This is a genomic window from Corynebacterium amycolatum (assembly GCF_016889425.1).
Lineage (GTDB): Bacteria > Actinomycetota > Actinomycetes > Mycobacteriales > Mycobacteriaceae > Corynebacterium > Corynebacterium amycolatum.
This window is the reverse complement of sequence record NZ_CP069513.1, coordinates 1,218,731-1,235,295: the sequence shown is the minus strand read 5'-3', so window position 1 is coordinate 1,235,295 and position 16,565 is coordinate 1,218,731. Positions and strand designations below refer to the sequence as shown.

General features: G+C 55.7%; 15 protein-coding genes. 12 read left to right on the top strand and 3 right to left on the bottom strand.

Annotated features, from left to right (window positions below; genetic code table 11):
* Positions 1-29 precede the first annotated feature (29 nt).
* Both arsB and I6J19_RS05475 read left to right on the top strand, forming a co-directional pair.
* Entirely contained in the window at positions 30-1,097 is a 1,068-nt protein-coding gene (arsB, locus tag I6J19_RS05480; RefSeq protein WP_038626275.1) for an ACR3 family arsenite efflux transporter, read from the top strand.
* Positions 1,098-1,112: 15 nt separating this feature from the next.
* Entirely contained in the window at positions 1,113-1,541 is a 429-nt protein-coding gene (locus tag I6J19_RS05475; protein WP_187402483.1) for an arsenate-mycothiol transferase ArsC, read from the top strand.
* On the opposite strand, the gene I6J19_RS05470 is transcribed toward I6J19_RS05475, so the two are convergent.
* On the bottom strand, positions 1,538-2,044 hold the full coding sequence (locus I6J19_RS05470; RefSeq protein WP_038626279.1) for a hypothetical protein: 507 nt from the start codon (positions 2,042-2,044) through the stop codon (positions 1,538-1,540). The two genes, I6J19_RS05475 and I6J19_RS05470, sit on opposite strands and share 4 nt — an antisense overlap.
* 210 nt (positions 2,045-2,254) lie before the next feature.
* Between I6J19_RS05470 and I6J19_RS05465 the strand changes: the two genes are divergently transcribed.
* Both I6J19_RS05465 and I6J19_RS05460 read left to right on the top strand, forming a co-directional pair.
* Positions 2,255-3,211 carry a DUF418 domain-containing protein gene (locus I6J19_RS05465; protein WP_038626281.1) on the top strand — a complete coding sequence of 319 codons (957 nt, stop codon included), beginning with the start codon at positions 2,255-2,257 and terminating at the stop codon, positions 3,209-3,211.
* 2 nt (positions 3,212-3,213) lie between these two features.
* Positions 3,214-4,287, top strand: coding sequence for a trypsin-like serine protease (locus tag I6J19_RS05460; protein WP_038626283.1), 1,074 nt, complete (start codon positions 3,214-3,216; stop codon positions 4,285-4,287).
* Positions 4,288-5,161: 874 nt separating this feature from the next.
* On the opposite strand, the gene I6J19_RS10885 is transcribed toward I6J19_RS05460, so the two are convergent.
* A complete protein-coding gene (locus I6J19_RS10885; RefSeq protein WP_239122803.1) occupies positions 5,162-6,394 on the bottom strand; it encodes a tyrosine-type recombinase/integrase in 1,233 nt (410 codons plus the stop codon).
* Positions 6,395-6,450: 56 nt separating this feature from the next.
* On the opposite strand from I6J19_RS10885, the gene I6J19_RS05450 reads away from it, so the two are divergent.
* The 7 genes from I6J19_RS05450 to I6J19_RS05415 all read left to right on the top strand — a co-directional run bounded on the left by I6J19_RS05450 (position 6,451) and on the right by I6J19_RS05415 (position 14,185).
* On the top strand, positions 6,451-6,936 hold the full coding sequence (locus I6J19_RS05450; RefSeq protein WP_141759381.1) for a hypothetical protein: 486 nt from the start codon (positions 6,451-6,453) through the stop codon (positions 6,934-6,936).
* Between the two features lie 365 nt (positions 6,937-7,301).
* A complete protein-coding gene (locus tag I6J19_RS10880; RefSeq protein WP_235191266.1) occupies positions 7,302-10,412 on the top strand; it encodes a hypothetical protein in 3,111 nt (1,036 codons plus the stop codon).
* Positions 10,413-10,675: 263 nt separating this feature from the next.
* Positions 10,676-11,068, top strand: coding sequence for a hypothetical protein (locus I6J19_RS05435; protein ID WP_005322336.1), 393 nt, complete (start codon positions 10,676-10,678; stop codon positions 11,066-11,068).
* A complete protein-coding gene (locus I6J19_RS05430) occupies positions 11,065-11,442 on the top strand; it encodes a hypothetical protein (RefSeq protein WP_038626288.1) in 378 nt (125 codons plus the stop codon). Before I6J19_RS05435 ends, I6J19_RS05430 begins: the two co-directional genes overlap by 4 nt.
* Before the next feature lie 275 nt (positions 11,443-11,717).
* Positions 11,718-12,080 carry a MobC family plasmid mobilization relaxosome protein gene (locus tag I6J19_RS05425; RefSeq protein WP_005293765.1) on the top strand — a complete coding sequence of 121 codons (363 nt, stop codon included), beginning with the start codon at positions 11,718-11,720 and terminating at the stop codon, positions 12,078-12,080.
* Entirely contained in the window at positions 12,061-13,671 is a 1,611-nt protein-coding gene (locus I6J19_RS05420; RefSeq protein WP_005322338.1) for a relaxase/mobilization nuclease domain-containing protein, read from the top strand. Before I6J19_RS05425 ends, I6J19_RS05420 begins: the two co-directional genes overlap by 20 nt.
* Positions 13,649-14,185 carry a hypothetical protein gene (locus I6J19_RS05415; protein ID WP_224783739.1) on the top strand — a complete coding sequence of 179 codons (537 nt, stop codon included), beginning with the start codon at positions 13,649-13,651 and terminating at the stop codon, positions 14,183-14,185. The genes I6J19_RS05420 and I6J19_RS05415 overlap by 23 nt, the downstream gene beginning before the upstream one ends.
* A 169-nt stretch (positions 14,186-14,354) precedes the next feature.
* On the opposite strand, the gene I6J19_RS05410 is transcribed toward I6J19_RS05415, so the two are convergent.
* Positions 14,355-15,914: a SulP family inorganic anion transporter gene (locus tag I6J19_RS05410; RefSeq protein ID WP_187402484.1), complete on the bottom strand. Its 1,560-nt coding sequence runs from the start codon at positions 15,912-15,914 to the stop codon at positions 14,355-14,357.
* A gap of 169 nt (positions 15,915-16,083) precedes the next feature.
* On the opposite strand from I6J19_RS05410, the gene I6J19_RS05405 reads away from it, so the two are divergent.
* Positions 16,084-16,488, top strand: a complete 405-nt coding sequence (locus tag I6J19_RS05405) for a MerR family transcriptional regulator (protein WP_005293770.1) — start codon at positions 16,084-16,086, stop codon at positions 16,486-16,488.
* Positions 16,489-16,565: the final 77 nt, after the last annotated feature.

Genomic DNA, 16,565 nt, shown 5'->3' with positions numbered 1-16,565 from the left:
TCATCGATATATTGGTTACACAGGAAACTATGACACAGACTACAAAGTCACTCAGCTTCCTAGATCGCTTCTTGCCGCTATGGATTGCAGCTGCAATGGCAATTGGCCTCATTCTGGGCAAAATTGCACCGTCACTTGTGAACTGGCTGGCAGAGGCAAAAATTGCGACAATTTCCGTACCAATCGCCATCGGCTTGCTGGTCATGATGTACCCACCGCTCGCAAAGGTTCGATACGACAAAACGGGCAAAATTTTGACATCCAGGAAGCTGATGGGCATCACAGTCTTCCTCAATTGGATTCTCGGCCCCGCACTGATGTTCGCCCTTGCCTGGATATTCCTCAGTGATAGTCCAGAACTGCGCACTGGCGTGATCATCGTCGGTCTCGCCCGCTGCATTGCAATGGTTTTGGTCTGGAACGACCTATCTTGCGGCGATACTGAAGTCGCTGCCGTACTGGTGGCCGTAAACTCGCTATTTCAAATTCTCATGTTCGGCGCTCTAGGGTGGTTCTACCTGCAGATTCTGCCCTCCTGGTTGGGACTGGAAACCACTTCCGCCACCTTTTCTTTTTGGGCAATCGCACTATCCGTAGTGGTATTCCTCGGTATTCCGCTTCTAGCTGGCGCAGCATCACGCATAATTGGTGAACGCACCCGTGGTCGCGACTGGTATGAAAATGAGTACTTGCCCAAAATCTCGCCATTGGCGCTTGCCGGCCTTCTATACACAATCGTGTTGCTCTTTGCGCTTCAGTCACAGCAGATTCTTGAGAATCCCTGGACCGTTGCGAAAGTGGCGCTACCACTAGTGATCTACTTCCTCGCCATGTTCGCAATCGCTCTCACTTCGGCCAAGGCCGCGGGCATGAACTACGCAACCTCCGCATCGATTGCCTTTACGGCTGCCGGGAATAACTTCGAGTTGGCAATTGCGGTTGCGATTGGCACCTTCGGCCCATTGTCCCAGCAAGCACTTGCGGGAACGATTGGACCACTTATTGAAGTACCCGTACTCGTTGCACTTGTCTACGTCACCCGCTGGCTCGGGCCGCGCCTTTTCCCCAATGACCTTTCCGTACCGGACAAACTATAGAAAAAGGGTTCTGAAATGAAGGAAATCCCGAAGGTACTTTTCATCTGCGTGGCAAATGCCGGTAAATCCCAGATGGCCGAGGCCATTGCGCGTGCAAAATATGCCACGCAGTTCACCGCCCTTTCAGCAGGAACGAACCCCAAAACTACTACCAATGCGCTTGCAGCCAAATCAGTTGCAGAAATCGGCGCCTCTATGGACGGTGCATCACCAAAGCCCATTGACTCCACGATTCTCCGGACTGCAGATCGTGTTGTCATCATCGGCGATGCCGCTCATGTAGAGCTCCCCTCGGACGCTCAAGGCTCACTCGAGCATTGGCTTACTGACGAGCCTTCAAAACGAGGCATCGACGGAGAAGAACGCATGGACCTGATTCGCGATGACCTCGAGCGCCGTATCGACAAGTTAGCTGTCGAACTCCGTTCCACTAAGAATCCCTAAGCGGCAGAATCCAACAAAAGCCTCCTTATCGCCAGCGTAAGCCACACGACTGCGCCGACGCCTGCGATGAGACCGAGGAGCAGGAATATCAGACCGACTCCCCAAAGCCCGGTGATGTCGTCAGTGCCGGCGATGATGCTCCAGCACAGGGTATAGCCGGCGACCGCTGCCCACCAGGTGGGCAGCAGGTTCAGAGTTGGGGCGGGCACGCGCATCATGGCAGAGGCAGTGAGGATGACCATCGCGAAGCCACTGCAGAAAACCTGCCATGGCGAGTAGTTGTATTCACCCTCGGGCATCCACGCGAGCGTACAAAAGCAGATTAAGAATGCGGCGACAAAGACGAAAACCGTGTGCCCATATGCGATGCGCTCGCCGGACTTTTTGGCCAGCCACGCGGTACCCACCCACGCGAGAGCGGTGGGGATGGCAATAATCAACAGGTACGCGAGGAAGACTCCTGGCACCTCAGCCCAGGTGAAACTCGTCAGCATCGATGTCATGCCACCAGGCTACGCCTGCCTCTTAGCTTTTGAGCGCGCTAGTTTCCCAGTAAAAACACAGACAAAACACTGCGTTTTACACATGCTCACTTAATGTATTGCCAGATTCAGCTACTACAATTAGAAAGTCGTTTTCAATACGCCGTTTGTAGAGAGTGCTTTTTACCAAAGAGCACCTCCCTATAAGTTGTAGTAAAGGAGAAATCTGGGGTGAATAAACCTACCCGAATCGTGGGGCTTGATATAGCGCGCTCACTCGCCATCATCGGCATGATTATTGTCCATATGGCCTCACTACTTTGGAGCACAAAGGTTGTGCTCTCTGGCCTACCCTCATCACTGTTCGCCATCATCGCCGGCGCCACAATGATGATCATCGGCCGTAATTACAGCAGCACTACCTTCTTGCGTCTAATCACCCGCGGTGCCCTTATCATTCTCATCGGCCTGGCACTATTGCCGGTCGGTGGAGAAATTCAGGTGGTCCTCGTCATCATGGGCCTGGTAATGATGCTGGTTTCCTGGATGCCAGCGCTCGGAACCTGGTGGCGAGTCGGCTTCTTCATCGCCGCAACCATCGCCGCCACAATCAAGTACGCGCCTATGACGCTGCCACAAATTTATCCGCTACTCGCGTGGATTGCATATTTCATCGGCGGCATGCTGCTTTACGACGTCTACTTACGCGGTCGTCTGCAAAGCACTTCCACCTCTGAGACCAGCGCCAATACTCGGTTGAGCTGGATTGTTACCGCTGTCAGCGTTGTCATCACTGCCGTCGGCATGTACTTCCGATTTAATCCCGAGATTGCTGGCTGGCTCCGCTTTACCGGACACACTGGCGTCTTCGGCGAAATCATTCTCTCCGTCGCTGTTGCCGCTGTTGTGTTGCACTTGTGCCTGTTCGTAGGCGATCGTTTCCCAGCTGTGGTTTACCCATTCGCGGCTATGGGAACAATGTCACTGACTATCTACATCCTGCACGTTCTCACCGCGTTTTATTGGCAACAGAATGTGCTATTGCATTCCACGTTGTCCGCAGCAGGTTTCATCGTATTCTTCCTCGTCATTGCTAGCCTCTGGAAGAAATTTGTCGGACAGGGCCCTGCCGAAAAACTCGTTGCCACCGCAATCAAGGCCATTGTTCCTTCTGGGAAAGGGAAATAACCGTGAAGAAAACATCTTTTTCCATCGCAGCAATTGTTAGCAGCACCCTGCTTCTATCTGCAACCCCAGCTCTTGCATTGGAAAACGGCGAACCCGCACCCGCAAATGCTGAAAGCAGTTCTGTGGCCGCGCTGAAGATTGGCAAAATCGGCAATTTCGGCGACTGCACCGGAACGCTGGTTGCCGACCAGTGGGTACTCACTGCACGCCACTGCCTGGAGTCTGTGAACAACGAAGGGACCCAGGCCCGCATCGGCGGGAAGGTCTACGATGCCGATTCTTGGGCGCTGTCTCCAATGTCTGATGCGGGGTTGCTTCACCTGACTCAAAAGGTCACTGACGCAACACCCGCGAAGGTTTCCCGCGATATCCCAACACCTGGGCAGACGGGAACCCTCTACGGATGGAGCAGCAGCTCGTCCATGGCGCGATCAGGGCAGCTCCCGATGACCAAGATGGTCGTCAAGGAACTGCTGGGCGGAGCACCGGCTGATGGAACTCCAGGTGAGGCTGCTCCAGATGGGGCCACTCCAGGTGAGGCTGTTCCGGGCGAAGCTGTTCCGGGCGATGCCATGGAATCAATGGAGATGCAGCCAGGCGGAGCAATGCCGGGTGCAGTTAAGCCGGATGCAGTAAAGCCAGATGACTCCAAAACCGAGTCGATCCCCGCAGGAACGGAAAGCATCCCAGCCGACGCTGCCATGATGCCAATGATTCAAAGCGCCATCCTGGACGCACATTCCGTCTCTGGCGCGGGTATGCAGGGCGGTGACTCCGGCGGCCCGTTCTTCGTCGACGGCAAGCTCGCGGGCCTGGCTACTGCCGGAACCTCCAATGGCGATCCTGACCTACCCTCCCCCAGCGCAGCTATCACCACCCTCGCTGGCACGGCTGACTGGATCGATGACATCACCTCTGGCCGAGACACAGAAAGCGTGCTGACCGCGGAGAACACTCCTGCTCCGCCAAAGACCATTCAGACCAGCGCCGATCACATGTGGGGTTACCTCGCCATCGCGTGCGTTGGCCTGGTTGTCGCAGCAGCCTGGTCGCGCATTAGGAATGGCCGACAGTAGAACCGTCTAACCACAACCACAAGCCGCCTCCCCGGAAAGTACTGGGTAGGCGGCTTTTATCGTGCATGCGAGGAACTTAATAGTGACCGAAGCCACAAAATCTCTCGGTAACTGACGTACAATCGTGAGATAATCCTATGGTTTTATTCCAATTTTTCTAAGAATCGACGATTCGGTGAGGTCACACTTATCGGTGGCCTGGCTCTGTTGATTCCGCCAATGATCTGGCTGAAGAAATCGAAAGCCAAGACTTCGTAGAATTCTTTATGAAGGGGCGAAAAAAAGGAACGAGTCACTCCACATCCGCCCACATTTCGAGCCCACCGTGGGAGTCCAAGCCTGTCTGGCAGCTGTCTGTCAGCTGTCTGCCCACCGTTTTGCCAGTATTGCGCTCACTTATCGATGCATGATTCACCCATCGATGCGCTCCAGCGTATCCATAAGTGAATAACTCATCGATATGTGAAACCGAAAGCTAGCAGCGCGTACATGAGCTGAGGCAAATCGGCCAGAATCAACCCAGCAACTCCTCAAGCTAAGTACCTTCAGGCCGACTAATCGAGCAGCGCCTCACGCTGCATTTTGACGACCGTCCTTCAATGCCCGGTTGTGAAGTGCGCGAGTTCGTCAGACCCAACGACTGCCCAACGGCTTAAGCCCCAAGCGGTGATTTGACCCCCGAATAACGAAGACCCCTACCAGCGTTTACACCGGTAGGGGTCTCTTCTTAGTGGCGGGGGCTGGATTCGAACCAACGACCTCTGGGTTCTCACCCTCATGTTCGAGCCACCTGCAGTTATTGCCCTTTTACCTGCTGTTTAGAGAGGTATCAGTATACTGGCGCCTACTGGTCTTTACCGCAGATTACCGACTCTTAAGTCCCGTTTTGAGTCCCACTTTCTTCACCGAGATTCAAGGCGCCCCGCATAGCGTCTACATCAGTCCAATCCGTGTAGTTGCGCGCGTTCACGTCGACGTCATGCCCGAAATAGGCTGCACGCACCTGGGCGGGTACCCCTCGCGCGATGGCCCGGTTATTGAGCACCGTGCGCCAGTCATGGGATCTCATTAAAGCGATGTGGTTGTCCTGGAGCTGCGCGCCAACATCTTTAAACAGAGCCGCTGACGCTTTCACGGCGTTGTCGGTGCGCCAGTGCGCCTTCTTGTCTCCTGGCGAAGGGATCAGTGGATCGGTCGTTTCTAGTCCGTCGAGCCGGTTTAACCAGAACTTTTCGACACGCTTGTCCAGGAACGGGATAGAACGGTCTCTGTGCGTTTTAGATTGCTCAGATGTAATGCTGATAGCGATCTGCCCATTAGCGACTTTTACAGAATACCTCGTCACTGCCAGTGCCTCGGAGATGCGAAGTCCCGTCCCCGCTTGCAGTAGTGCCAGCGCGACCACGTTGTCATGTTTTGCGATGGAGCTTGCTCGTCTGTCCGTGCCCGGTGGTAACGGTCTGGCGGTATCGCGTGCAATGAGATGGTCTACAACGGCGTCGTATTGGGCGTTCGTCAGGGCGTGACCACCTTGTGGTTTATTGCCCTTCTTGACCTCGCCGAGGTCGATGCTGATTCCGCGTAACGGGTTGTGGTCGATAACACCCTCGCGGATGAGCTGATCCAGAATGTACTTGCTCACGACGGTGCGGGCCTGCCGTGCAGATTCCGACCCGTTTGCGGTGGCGATGGCCTGCAATGCGTGTTCGAGAGTTCGGAATTTCACAGCTTCGCCAATGGCGTGTTTTCCTAGCTGTGCTTCGGCCTGCTTTAATGCGAGCTCATACCGGGCGCGCGTGTTCGGTCGCAGACGTGCCGCCCGGATGGCCGGCTTAGAGACGTCGGTAATGAACGCCGAGAAGTTCTTGCTCTTATCCCAATTGGTCGACGTCGAGTTGAGCTTGCTATCCCGCTTCTCGACGGCAATTCGCCGGAATTCCCCCTTTGTCCTTGCCCGGATTGTCGGGCGGTAAGTCGTTCCGTCCCATAGTCGGACCGTGATTTTCGCTTCGTATGGACCTCGCGGCGGTAAAGCATCAACGACGCGGTCGATGGAATCTTCCCCAAGGCTTAGTTTCGTTCTGGCGGCACGTATTTGCTTGGACATACACACCACTATAGACCCACTTTTGCAATAGGTTCGAATTTGTTATCATTGCTGGTATGGATCCTTCAGAACGTCTTCCAATTTGGTCTACCGATGACGTCGCGCGCAGACGCCAGGAAGTGTTGTGCACGTTGGTTGACGATAATCACCCGCTTTATGTTGACGCTCGCGAATTGTTCACTCCCCCACTTTCCCGCGAGGAGGTCACACAGCTCTTGCTTACCGCCCTTGAAACCTACTGTGAAATCCGCGCGGTAGCTCGTGAACTAAGGTATCTGGACCCCATTGTGAAAAATGATACGAAAGGTCGTCAGAAGCGACACCCGCGTCTGCACGCTGTCCGCAAACACCTCCAGGCACGACTCGAGTTTCTGGAGAACGAAGCTGATCGAACGTTGCCGTTCACCTTTTATCGGCCTAACGCAGGACGACGCTTCGCCGCAGGTGAAGGACTGACGATGGATCTTATCGACCCTGTACCGGACAGTGTCGTGGCTACGATGTTTCCGCCGGTCTTTGATTTTCCCTCACAAGTAGGCTAAAATATAACCAGCCGTACCTGCGACGGTTGGCCACCGAGGCACCGGGTACAATAAGAACCCAAGGTTTGCAACTCGGATATGCAGGCCCCCAAAGCGGATAACCGCTAGGCCGGGGCCCTTTCAGCATGTCTGGAGCAAACCTTGAAAGGTGTTTCTAATTTAAAACTGGTCGATCATGCCGAGCCTATTGCGGTTAAAAGTTCGGTAGCGGCATCCCTGATCGGAATTGCCCCTCAAACTCTCAACAACTGGCGTGTTCAGGGCAAAGGGCCCAGATACGCCAGCGTGGGTACCAACCTCGTCGTCTACAGAATCGCTGATATTGAGGCGTGGCTAGATGAGCATGTTGTCGGTGGTGAGAAGCCATGACGACAGCGAACGAGGCGTGGAGCATAGAGATCTCCCCCAAGGACGCGCCCGACACGGTGCGTCATGAGCATGAACTCATCGAGCTTGACGTGAATGGCACCGAGTGGCAATCACGCCTCGTCGACACTGCCGTCGACGTTCCTGGGCGTTCTGACCCGTCGTACTTCACCGTTTTGGTACGTCGTAAACCTCGATCTGTGGCTAAGGTCTCGGAGACCTTGGCCACGATTTCAGGCAGTTCTACGGACGTTCCTGCTGGTCAAGACCCTAAAGTCGTTTCAGGCCAAAATCCCCTAGGGGAGAGGCAGAATGGCCGGACCGGAGAGTCCGGCCATCGTGACTCCGGCCACCGTGACTCCGCAGCAGCAGCAGCGGTGGAAGCCGCTGCGGTTGCAGGGGTTGATGCCGGTGTCGATGTTAAGAGTTTCGGCCAGCTACCAACTGTGAGGTCGATGGGTAGTGGCGGTCGCCGGGCTCAAGTGATCGGGTTTGATACTGAGTTCACCTACCGCGAAGATGACCCCGCTAAGCGCGTCATCGATAGCTATCAGTTCGCCTGTACTGATGCTCTCGATGATGGTGTTCTCGTACAGGTGGTTGTGTTGCCTCTGGCGGGTGATCGCATCTACCTTGAGGATGCTCTCTACATCGTCAGTCTTGCAGGCGGTCTGCATGTCCTGTCACCCTCTCGGGAGCCTATCGATCCTCGTGGCGTGCTCGTCCGCGATGTAAGGAAACTCAACCCTCGGGGAAAATTTGACTACTCCGCCACGCGAGATGCGGCGTTCAAGGCTCGCATTGCCGTCGTCCTGGCGTGTCATTTCGGCAACGCCGATCTGACCGCTTTTCGGCGCCCTCCCGAGCAGCGCAATGGTGGGGAAAAACATTATGACATCCTCCGCCGCGTGACCTCTGCTTCGGGGGGCTTAGTTTCGCTGCAACCTGCCCGCTTCATGCGCAAGTCTGGCAAAGGCTCCAACAGCTATCGCTGGTTGCCGTTCTCTGTGACCGTTCGTGACACGATGTGTCAGGCTGCACCCGGTCATAAGAGTCTCGCTGCTCTTGGCGATGTTTGCGGTGTTCCTAAGCTTGATGTTGGTTCCTCAATCGAGAATATGACCTCAATGCGTCGTGACGATCTGACGTCGTTCCTCGAATATGGGGTGAATGACGCGGTCATCGTTGTTGAGTATCTGGCGATGCTGTGGGGTCTCAACATCGTTCCGCCTGTCACCCTTTCGGGTGCGGGTGCCAGTGCTGTCCGCGACGGAATCATGCGCTACATGGGCGACAAGGTGGTGAAGGACTTCCTCATCAACTTTCGCGGTCTCGTGCGGTTGACGGACCCTGAACCGTTTTTAGACCATGACCAACTTTCGTATTACACCACACGAGAGTTGGTACCCGTGGACGGCGATGCCAATCAATCCCACACTGCGTGGAAAATGGCGTTTCACGGAGGCTGGAACAGTTGTCTGTCTCCTGGTCACCACCCTTACCCGACCTTCGATCACGATATCCAATCTGCGTACCCATCTGCGATGGCATCGGTGATTGATGTGGATTATGTGGGCGGTTGTATCGAGGAGGTTGTGAAGGACCGGGTACTTACACTGGACGACTTTCCGTTAGGTCCCATCACCCCGTTAGTTGCCTATGTGAGTTGGAATTTCCCGGATGATGTTGTTGCGCCTTGCTTGCCGGTGGTCGTCGGTGACTGCGTGTTATATCCACGAACGTCTGACGGTGCTGGAGCCGCGCAAGGTGACGATGTTGGGGGGTATGACGGGTTTCATGGTGCTTGGTGCGCTGGACCTGAGTTGTACCTTGCGTTGAAGCTGGGGGCGACGGTGCGTGTTCAGATTGGCTACCGCATGAGGTTGCGCATGCAGTCTGATAGTACTCCGTCCCGATCACTGCGCTTCGCCCTCCGACAGATGGTTGAAGACCGTGCGACTGCGAAGAAGATCTTCGGCAAGGGGTCGCTGGAAGAGCAGACCGTCAAGGTTGCGACAAACTCGGTCTACGGGAAGCTGGCCCAGGACGTCTCCGAGCGTAACGGGTGGGGTGCATGGGCTGAGGAGATGGAGTCTATTGGTGGGTCGTCCGTAACCTCTCCCTATCACGCGTCGATGACAACGTCGCTTGTTCGCGCTCTTCTTCTGGCGATGGCCAATACGATTCCGATTCTGTCTGTCACGACTGACGGCTTCATCACGCCTGTTGAAGAGATTGAGCACTTTGATTGCTTTGGCATCGCGAATGTGTTCCGTGCCGCTCGTCGTGCGTTGGTAGGTGATCCGACGGTCTGGGAGATCAAGCACTACCAGGACGATCTAGTGAATTTCTCGACGCGTGGCAATGTGTCCTTGCTGGAACACGGTGTGCTCGCTAAGGCTGGGTTGAAAGTTCCTGAGGAGGTTGAACGTGGGACCGTCGCGGAGCGTCGCTGGTTTCGCGATACCGCTCTTTCACGCCGGGGAAAGATACCTAACCCCTACACGTCTTTCCCAACATTTCGGGAGTTGTCGCGGTCCGTAAACCGGTTGGACTTCCACCCGGTGGATCGCACGCCTGAGGTCTCAACGGTGGACTTTGACCTAAAACGGCAGCCTCTACGTGGCACGCTCCGGGTTGATGTGATTGACGGCAACGAAATGGCGGGGTTCGACACTTGCGCGTGGGACTCAGTCGACGACTATAAGCATGCACGTGGGATCGCTGGTCACATGCAGTTGGTTCGGTATGGGACCACAGGTGTTGACCGTCCTACTGGGTGTCTGCGCACGGGTCATGATTGGGAGACCTGGTTTAAGCGTTTTGAGTCTGCTCGGGGTCGTCGTATCCGTACGGCTGACAGTGCCCTACTCACCGAACTCGTTGCCGCGCATAAGGCTGGTCTTGTCGTCGTTGACCGTTTGGCTGTTCGCGTTTCCGTGGCTCAGAAGGTGGGTTGGTTGTCCTCTTTGGGGATGGGTGAATTCACCCGGGCGCAGTGGGATCACATGAGCAAGAAGGTTCGGCGTTCGACGGTGCTACGCGATGCCGATATGGATGCTGTTCGTGCCTTTGCCGATGAGCTGAATCGCGGTGATGGCTATGTCTAGCACCCCTCCCCCTGGTCGGTTTGGTATGAAGCTTTCTCGCGGCCCTCCTATAGGCACTTTTATCGTCACAGAGACGCTAACCATGCAAGCAACAGCACCCCAGCTAAGTCTTGAACCATCGGGTGCTTAGACCGAGTTCCCGATGGCACCAATACACCGCAACCCAAGATAAGGAGGAACATATGGAGCCACAATCGCCCCGAGCACCACGGATGCCGAGCGCCCCACGAGCGCCGCGCAGTGGAGCTAAAACAGGCGCGGAAATGGAGGAGAGCAGGTACGCCGCGGAGGAGTCTGCGAAGGGGCTTATCGCCGGTTTGGTTGGTCTAGACCGCGCCGATATTATCCGTCGTTCCAACCGAGTCCAGGAGATTCTGGACGATTTTGCCCAGCACGCCCCAAAAGAAGAAGTGTCTTTGGAGCAGCTTAAAGCGGAGGGAGAAAAGGTTGACGCTGAGCTTGATCAGCTAGAGCAAACCCTCGATGAGCGCGCTCAGTCGCGGCGGAAAAAGCAGAATCAAGGTGGCTACCCACCGCAGCCGCCGCGGGAAAAGAAGCCTCGTGTCCCTCGGGTCAAAAACCCGCGATTCACCCCACTTTTCCAGAATGAACCAGAAGAAAAAGACACCAGTAAAGGATGGGAACCAGAACTATGATTACGAAGTCTCAGACCGCTTCGTCGGTAAAAAAGATTGAAGCTCTCCGCCAGGAGCGGGAGCAAAAAGAAGCCGAAGAAGCCAAGAAGGTTGAGGAGTTTAAGCGTCAATTAGGCGAAGTTCTCTACGCCTGCGCTTATGAGCCTTCAAGCAAGTGGTCCAAATTTCGCGGCGGTTCCGTAAGGGAACTGTTCGCAGAAATCGGTATACGGGAGGAAACCTCCTGTGAAGCGTCCGAGGAACACGAGAGCGCACATCGCGGGGCGGACGAAGGAGCCGATAAAGGCTTCGAAGTCGATTCCGAGGACTCTACAGAGTCAGAGGAATCCCCCGCAGGCCCGGAGCACGCAGACCCTTATGGTCTGCAAGCGTAGGGCCAGAGGGTCGAGGGAGAGAATCTCCCTCGCCAGCGCCACGAGGCACCGGAGGTGCCCGAGTGGCTTGCTGGCCGCCTGTTTGCCGCCTGCCGCCTGTTTGCCGCCTGTTTGTGAGGGCCGTCTTTGACGGTGGCGAGTACGCCTGAATCTGCCCCGCAGATTCAGGGGGCCGACACCGGAGAAGCGTGACCCTTACAAACAGACTGTGGCCCTGGCTGCATCAGCAGTCGGGGCCACCCTGCCACAGTAAGCACGATAAGTAGGAGGTGGATATGCGAGACAAGTTCTCGACATATTCGCGTACAACCGTGCGCCTCGATAAGGATTTAGACCGATTTGTCGAGGAGGTCGCACGGGTCGTAGGGGTGCAAAAGGCCGTCGTGTTCCGGGAAGCTCTCTATGTCCTCGCGGAGGAGGAGAGCGTGCTGACGCAAAAGCGTTTGGCCCCGGACACGCTGCGCCGCCTGGACGAGATGAACGACCAACTGCGGCGGATTGGCGTCAATCTAAACCAGTTGGCTCGCCGCGCGAATATCGACGGCGTGGCCCCCGTGTCTGAGGCTGTAGAAAGCATTGGCTCCGAGGTTTCTTCTCTTCGCAAAGAGGTGAAGGACTTTGTCCACAATCAAGATTAACTACAGCCAGAATATCCGCGCGGCAACGGTCTACGCCGTCTATGGAACGGCAGACAATGCCCGCAAGGGTGAGGTGCGAGCCGATGCTTTATGCACGGTTCAACCTAACGCTGAATCGTTTTCTCCGGAGGCTACGGCTGGCCGTTGGTCGGGTGTGGACTTCATGGAAGCCAGTGTGGAAGAAATGGAGCGATATGCTCCGGCTCAGCGCACTGACGAAGCAATTATTTATATCCAATCGTGGGCTAAAGACGAGCTGGATAAGGATAACCCGGCCGATGTAGCTCGGGCTAATGCGGCTGGCTCAGAGCTGGCGATGCGGCTGACGCAGGGCACGGGAGTTCCGTTTACCGTGGCTACGCACACCGACAGTAAAAGCGGCTGTGTCCACAACCATATCGTCTTTGCCAACCACGATACGCAGACAAAGAAGGCTGCACCTCGGGATATGCGCAACTGGTACAAGCTGCGCAATATCAACGACGAGCTGATGCGCGATTTGGGGATGCGTGTCCTGGAGCGAGAGCCGGAAATATCGCTGCTTCCTGCTGAGCGCAGGGCACGCAAGGAGGGCAAGTCCACAGACTCGACGGGCCTGGGCGTGGATGAGCTGACCGCAGCCACGTGGGCTGATTTTGCCCGCAAGCGCATGGATGAGCTGTGCGCGGATAAACAGGTGGCAGATGCTGACGACCCACTGGCGAAGGCAGTAGAGATTGCTGGCAAATACAACCTGTCTCTAAAAGTGCAGCCCAACTCAAAAACCGAGGGTGAGTCGCTAACCGTGGCCCTGGTCGACGACGACGGCGAGGATGCCTACTTCACGAACACCACGAAGGCCGGACGTACTCGAAAGCGTAAAGCAGCTAAAGCTGGCTCAAAATTGGGCCGCAGCTACTCGCTAGAGGGTGTGACCGAACGCGTTAACGAGGCCCAATCAGCCCTTCTTGCGCGGCAGCTTGCAGCACTTCAAGCCAATTCAACCGATGACGACCTGGAGGCGAAATACGGCTCCAGCCTTCTCGATGACGAGGAGGAAGAAAACTATAACAACCAGGAGGTATTCAATCATGGTGTCAGTGACCGAGATGACGAAGCTAGCCCAAGCAGCGGCGAAAGGCAAGATGGACAGCGTCTTGAAGGTTCTCAGCCCACGCCTGGACAAGGCGGAGAAGGCTATCAAGACGCTGCAGGAGAAACTGAAGAGTCTGCCGGAGAATACAGGGGACATTCTCAGTTCTCTGCCCAGCGACTTCTCGACGAGGTTGACGCAAGCGGAAAGCGAATTAAGGAACGTAAAAAGCAATCTCGCCGCAAACAAGAACTACGTGAGCAGCAGTCACTTCCAAGTAACGATGATGGAAGTGCAGCAGATGATCACCGGGCTGATAAGGAACATCGAGGATCTGCCCAACGGCCTGGAGGGGGTAAAAGGGTACCTAATCGAGATAAGCGAGCAGATGTCGCGTCTGACAAGGATGCAACAGCTGGTACTCAAAGCAGCCGAAAGCCCCATCCATCTCGACAAGGATTCCAGCCAAGCAGTAGCCCAGAGCCTGAACGCTCAGATGACTTCGAGCCTGACTTCTAGCCTGGAACCGCTGGTAGAAGTAGCTGTATCTGAGGCAATGTCGAAAGAGTCCGAAAGCCTGCACAAGGCAGCAGAAGCATCTAAGAAGGCTCGCAGCGCCCTGCTCCAGGAGAAGGAGTCCAACGAAAAGCTGCTGGAGAAGATACGTGCAGAGCGCAAAAAGTACAACGACGACATGGAAAAGTCGAACACGAACTTTATTAAGGCCTGCATGTCTGCCTCGTGGATTGCAGCCAGTGTTCTCTTCGTTGCTATCGCACTCGTTGCTGTCGGAGCCTTGGGGAACGGGCTGCTAAGTATGCTCGGCATACCCGACGGCGTGTCTGCCTTGTGGGGTCACGTCCAGGAGGCCAACGGCATCGGCCCAACACTGGGCTGGTTGGCGTTAACACTTATCGTCATAGGGGTTCTTATAGCGCTTATGACCTGGATGTTGTCCCAGGCTGCGCCGGGTATTGCTCACTTAGTCGAGGAATACCGTCGCAATCACCCGAGGAAAGAAACGAACCACTAACTAGAACACGTGCACCGTAAAAAGTAAAAATCCCCACAACACAGCGTAGCGGTTAACCGCTACGCTTCTTTTATGCTCTTCCTATGCCCCAACTTTGCAACAGCACCAATAAACTGGCGCCCCGGTTATAAGTTGGGGCGCCAAGTCGATGTGCTCGAGTCGGGGGATGTTAGTGGCCGGTGCCAAGCCGGCCAGACAGGCGGTTCAGCCGGTCCTGACTGGGACCGTCGAGCCCGATAATGGACACGGTTTTGCCTCTGTCCTGGAACTTCTGCGTAATCGCGTCAAAGGTCGCGACCGTGGAGGCATCCCAGATCTCCGCCTCAGTGAGATCAATAGTGATATGACGGGCAGAATCGGTGTAATCAAAGCGATAAACCAGGTCATTGCTTGATGCCCAAAACAACTGGCCATGCACCCGGTAGGTACGAGTATCAATCTCGCCATCGCCGTCGCCGTCGATCTCGGAGACCTTTTCAATGGAAGCGATATGTGCCATCCGACGGGCGAACATGATCATCGCGGTGACCACACCCAACACCACACCAATGGCCAGGTTGCTGGTGGCTAGGGTGGCAATAATCGTCACGGCCATAACAATGGTCTCAGAGACCGGCATGAGTTTAAGGGTGCGTGGATGCACCGAGTGCCAGTCGATGGTGCCGACCGAGACCATGATCATGATTGCCACCAGCGCAGCCATCGGGATCATGCCAACGATGTCGCCCAGTGCCAGGACCAGGACCAGCAGGAACACACCGGCTAACAGGGTGGATAGGCGGGTACGTGCCCCGGATTCGCGGACGTTGATCATGGTTTGACCGATCATCGCGCAGCCACCCATGCCGCCGAAGAAACCGGAGGCAATATTAGCCACCCCCTGTCCCCAGGATTCACGAGTTTTATCGGAATGAGTGTCGGTGATGTCATCGACGAGCTTGGCGGTCATCAACGATTCCATGAGACCGACCACGGCCATGGCCAGGGCATAAGGCGCGATGATCTGCAGGGTCTCCAACGTCCACGGCACGTTCGGAATAAACAGGGACGGTAAGGTCTCCGGCATCTTGCCCATGTCCGAGACCGTCGGGACAGTCAAACCGGCGGCAATGACCAAACCGGTGAGCACGATAATCGTGACCAGCGGGGCGGGGATCACACTGGTGAGCTTGGGGAAGAAAATCATGATCACCACACCCAAGCCGACGAGTGGGTAGACTATCCAAGGCACATCAATGAGGTGTTCGAGTTGGGCGGTGAAAATCATAATGCCCAGTGCATTGACGAAACCCAGCATCACCGATCGGGGGATAAAACGCTGAAGTTTCGCCACACCGAGGGCGCCGAGCACGATTTGTAGGACACCGCCCAACAGGACGGTGGCGATGAAATAATCCATCCCGTAACCACGCGCCACAGGAGCAATGACTAGGGCAATAGCCCCGGTGGCGCCGGTGATCATTGCCGAGCGGCCACCGGTAAAGGCGATCGCAATGGCCATGACTACCGAGGAAAACAGACCCATGGCTGGGTCAACACCGGCAAGGATGGAAAAGGCAATGGCCTCAGGGATCAGCGCCAGGGATACCGCCAGTCCGGCCAGAATCTCTATACGGATACGGGCGGGGGAAGAAAATGCGTAACGGAAGGATGCGATGATCCCGGTAGGGGCATCAGCGCCGTCTGGACTCAGGAGGGGGCGGGGGGCCGCCGTGCTAGTTTCAGTCATAGATGTCCAATCTTTGAGGGGATAGGTAACTGGGCGAACGCCCGAAAGGAATCCAACCCTCTAGTAACTTTAGGTTTGGTGATGGTGGTCATGGTAGCGGGAGTTTTACTCAACCGCCAACCCAGGCACAGGAACCCGTGGGCAACATCACCGTGAAGGAGAACAGGCAATGCAAAACAGTAATTTCAAGATCGGCGAGGTCGTTGACCAGACGGGGTTGTCGATTCCCACCTTGCGTTATTATGACAACGTCGGCCTGATTACCCCATCGGGGCGTAGCCCTGGTGGGTTCAGGCTTTATAGTGAGGCTGATGTACGTCGTGTTTTGCTGGTGCGACGGATGAAACCGCTGGGGTTTACTCTGGATCAGATGCGGGAATTCCTGGAAGCTGCGGAGATTCTTCATAGTTCAGATGGCGGGCAGGACAGTGATACCGCACAGCAGGCACGGAGTAATGCCAAGGCCACCCTTGCCGACATTCGTGAGGAGACGCGCACCCGCTACGAAAAGCTACGCAAGCAAATTGCCTACGCTGAGGAATTCCTCGATCTGGTCAACACCCTGGCACCCTAAACTGCCCCCATCCTTCGCAGGGAGAAAAAGACCATCGTATTGAATGCGCTCTGTCGAATCGCGTTCCAGATGAAGTG

Bases quoted from the DNA above. Each gene is read 5' to 3' on its own strand.
- arsB (WP_038626275.1), top strand. From the start codon at position 30: ATGACACAGACTACAAAGTCACTCAGCTTCCTAGATCGCTTCTTGCCG.
- I6J19_RS05475 (WP_187402483.1), top strand. From the start codon at position 1,113: ATGAAGGAAATCCCGAAGGTACTTTTCATCTGCGTGGCAAATGCCGGT.
- I6J19_RS05470 (WP_038626279.1), bottom strand. From the start codon at position 2,044: ATGACATCGATGCTGACGAGTTTCACCTGGGCTGAGGTGCCAGGAGTC.
- I6J19_RS10885 (WP_239122803.1), bottom strand. From the start codon at position 6,394: ATGTCCAAGCAAATACGTGCCGCCAGAACGAAACTAAGCCTTGGGGAA.
- I6J19_RS05450 (WP_141759381.1), top strand. From the start codon at position 6,451: ATGGATCCTTCAGAACGTCTTCCAATTTGGTCTACCGATGACGTCGCG.
- I6J19_RS10880 (WP_235191266.1), top strand. From the start codon at position 7,302: ATGACGACAGCGAACGAGGCGTGGAGCATAGAGATCTCCCCCAAGGAC.
- I6J19_RS05435 (WP_005322336.1), top strand. From the start codon at position 10,676: ATGGAGGAGAGCAGGTACGCCGCGGAGGAGTCTGCGAAGGGGCTTATC.
- I6J19_RS05430 (WP_038626288.1), top strand. From the start codon at position 11,065: ATGATTACGAAGTCTCAGACCGCTTCGTCGGTAAAAAAGATTGAAGCT.
- I6J19_RS05425 (WP_005293765.1), top strand. From the start codon at position 11,718: ATGCGAGACAAGTTCTCGACATATTCGCGTACAACCGTGCGCCTCGAT.
- I6J19_RS05415 (WP_224783739.1), top strand. From the start codon at position 13,649: ATGACTTCGAGCCTGACTTCTAGCCTGGAACCGCTGGTAGAAGTAGCT.
- I6J19_RS05410 (WP_187402484.1), bottom strand. From the start codon at position 15,914: ATGACTGAAACTAGCACGGCGGCCCCCCGCCCCCTCCTGAGTCCAGAC.
- I6J19_RS05405 (WP_005293770.1), top strand. From the start codon at position 16,084: ATGCAAAACAGTAATTTCAAGATCGGCGAGGTCGTTGACCAGACGGGG.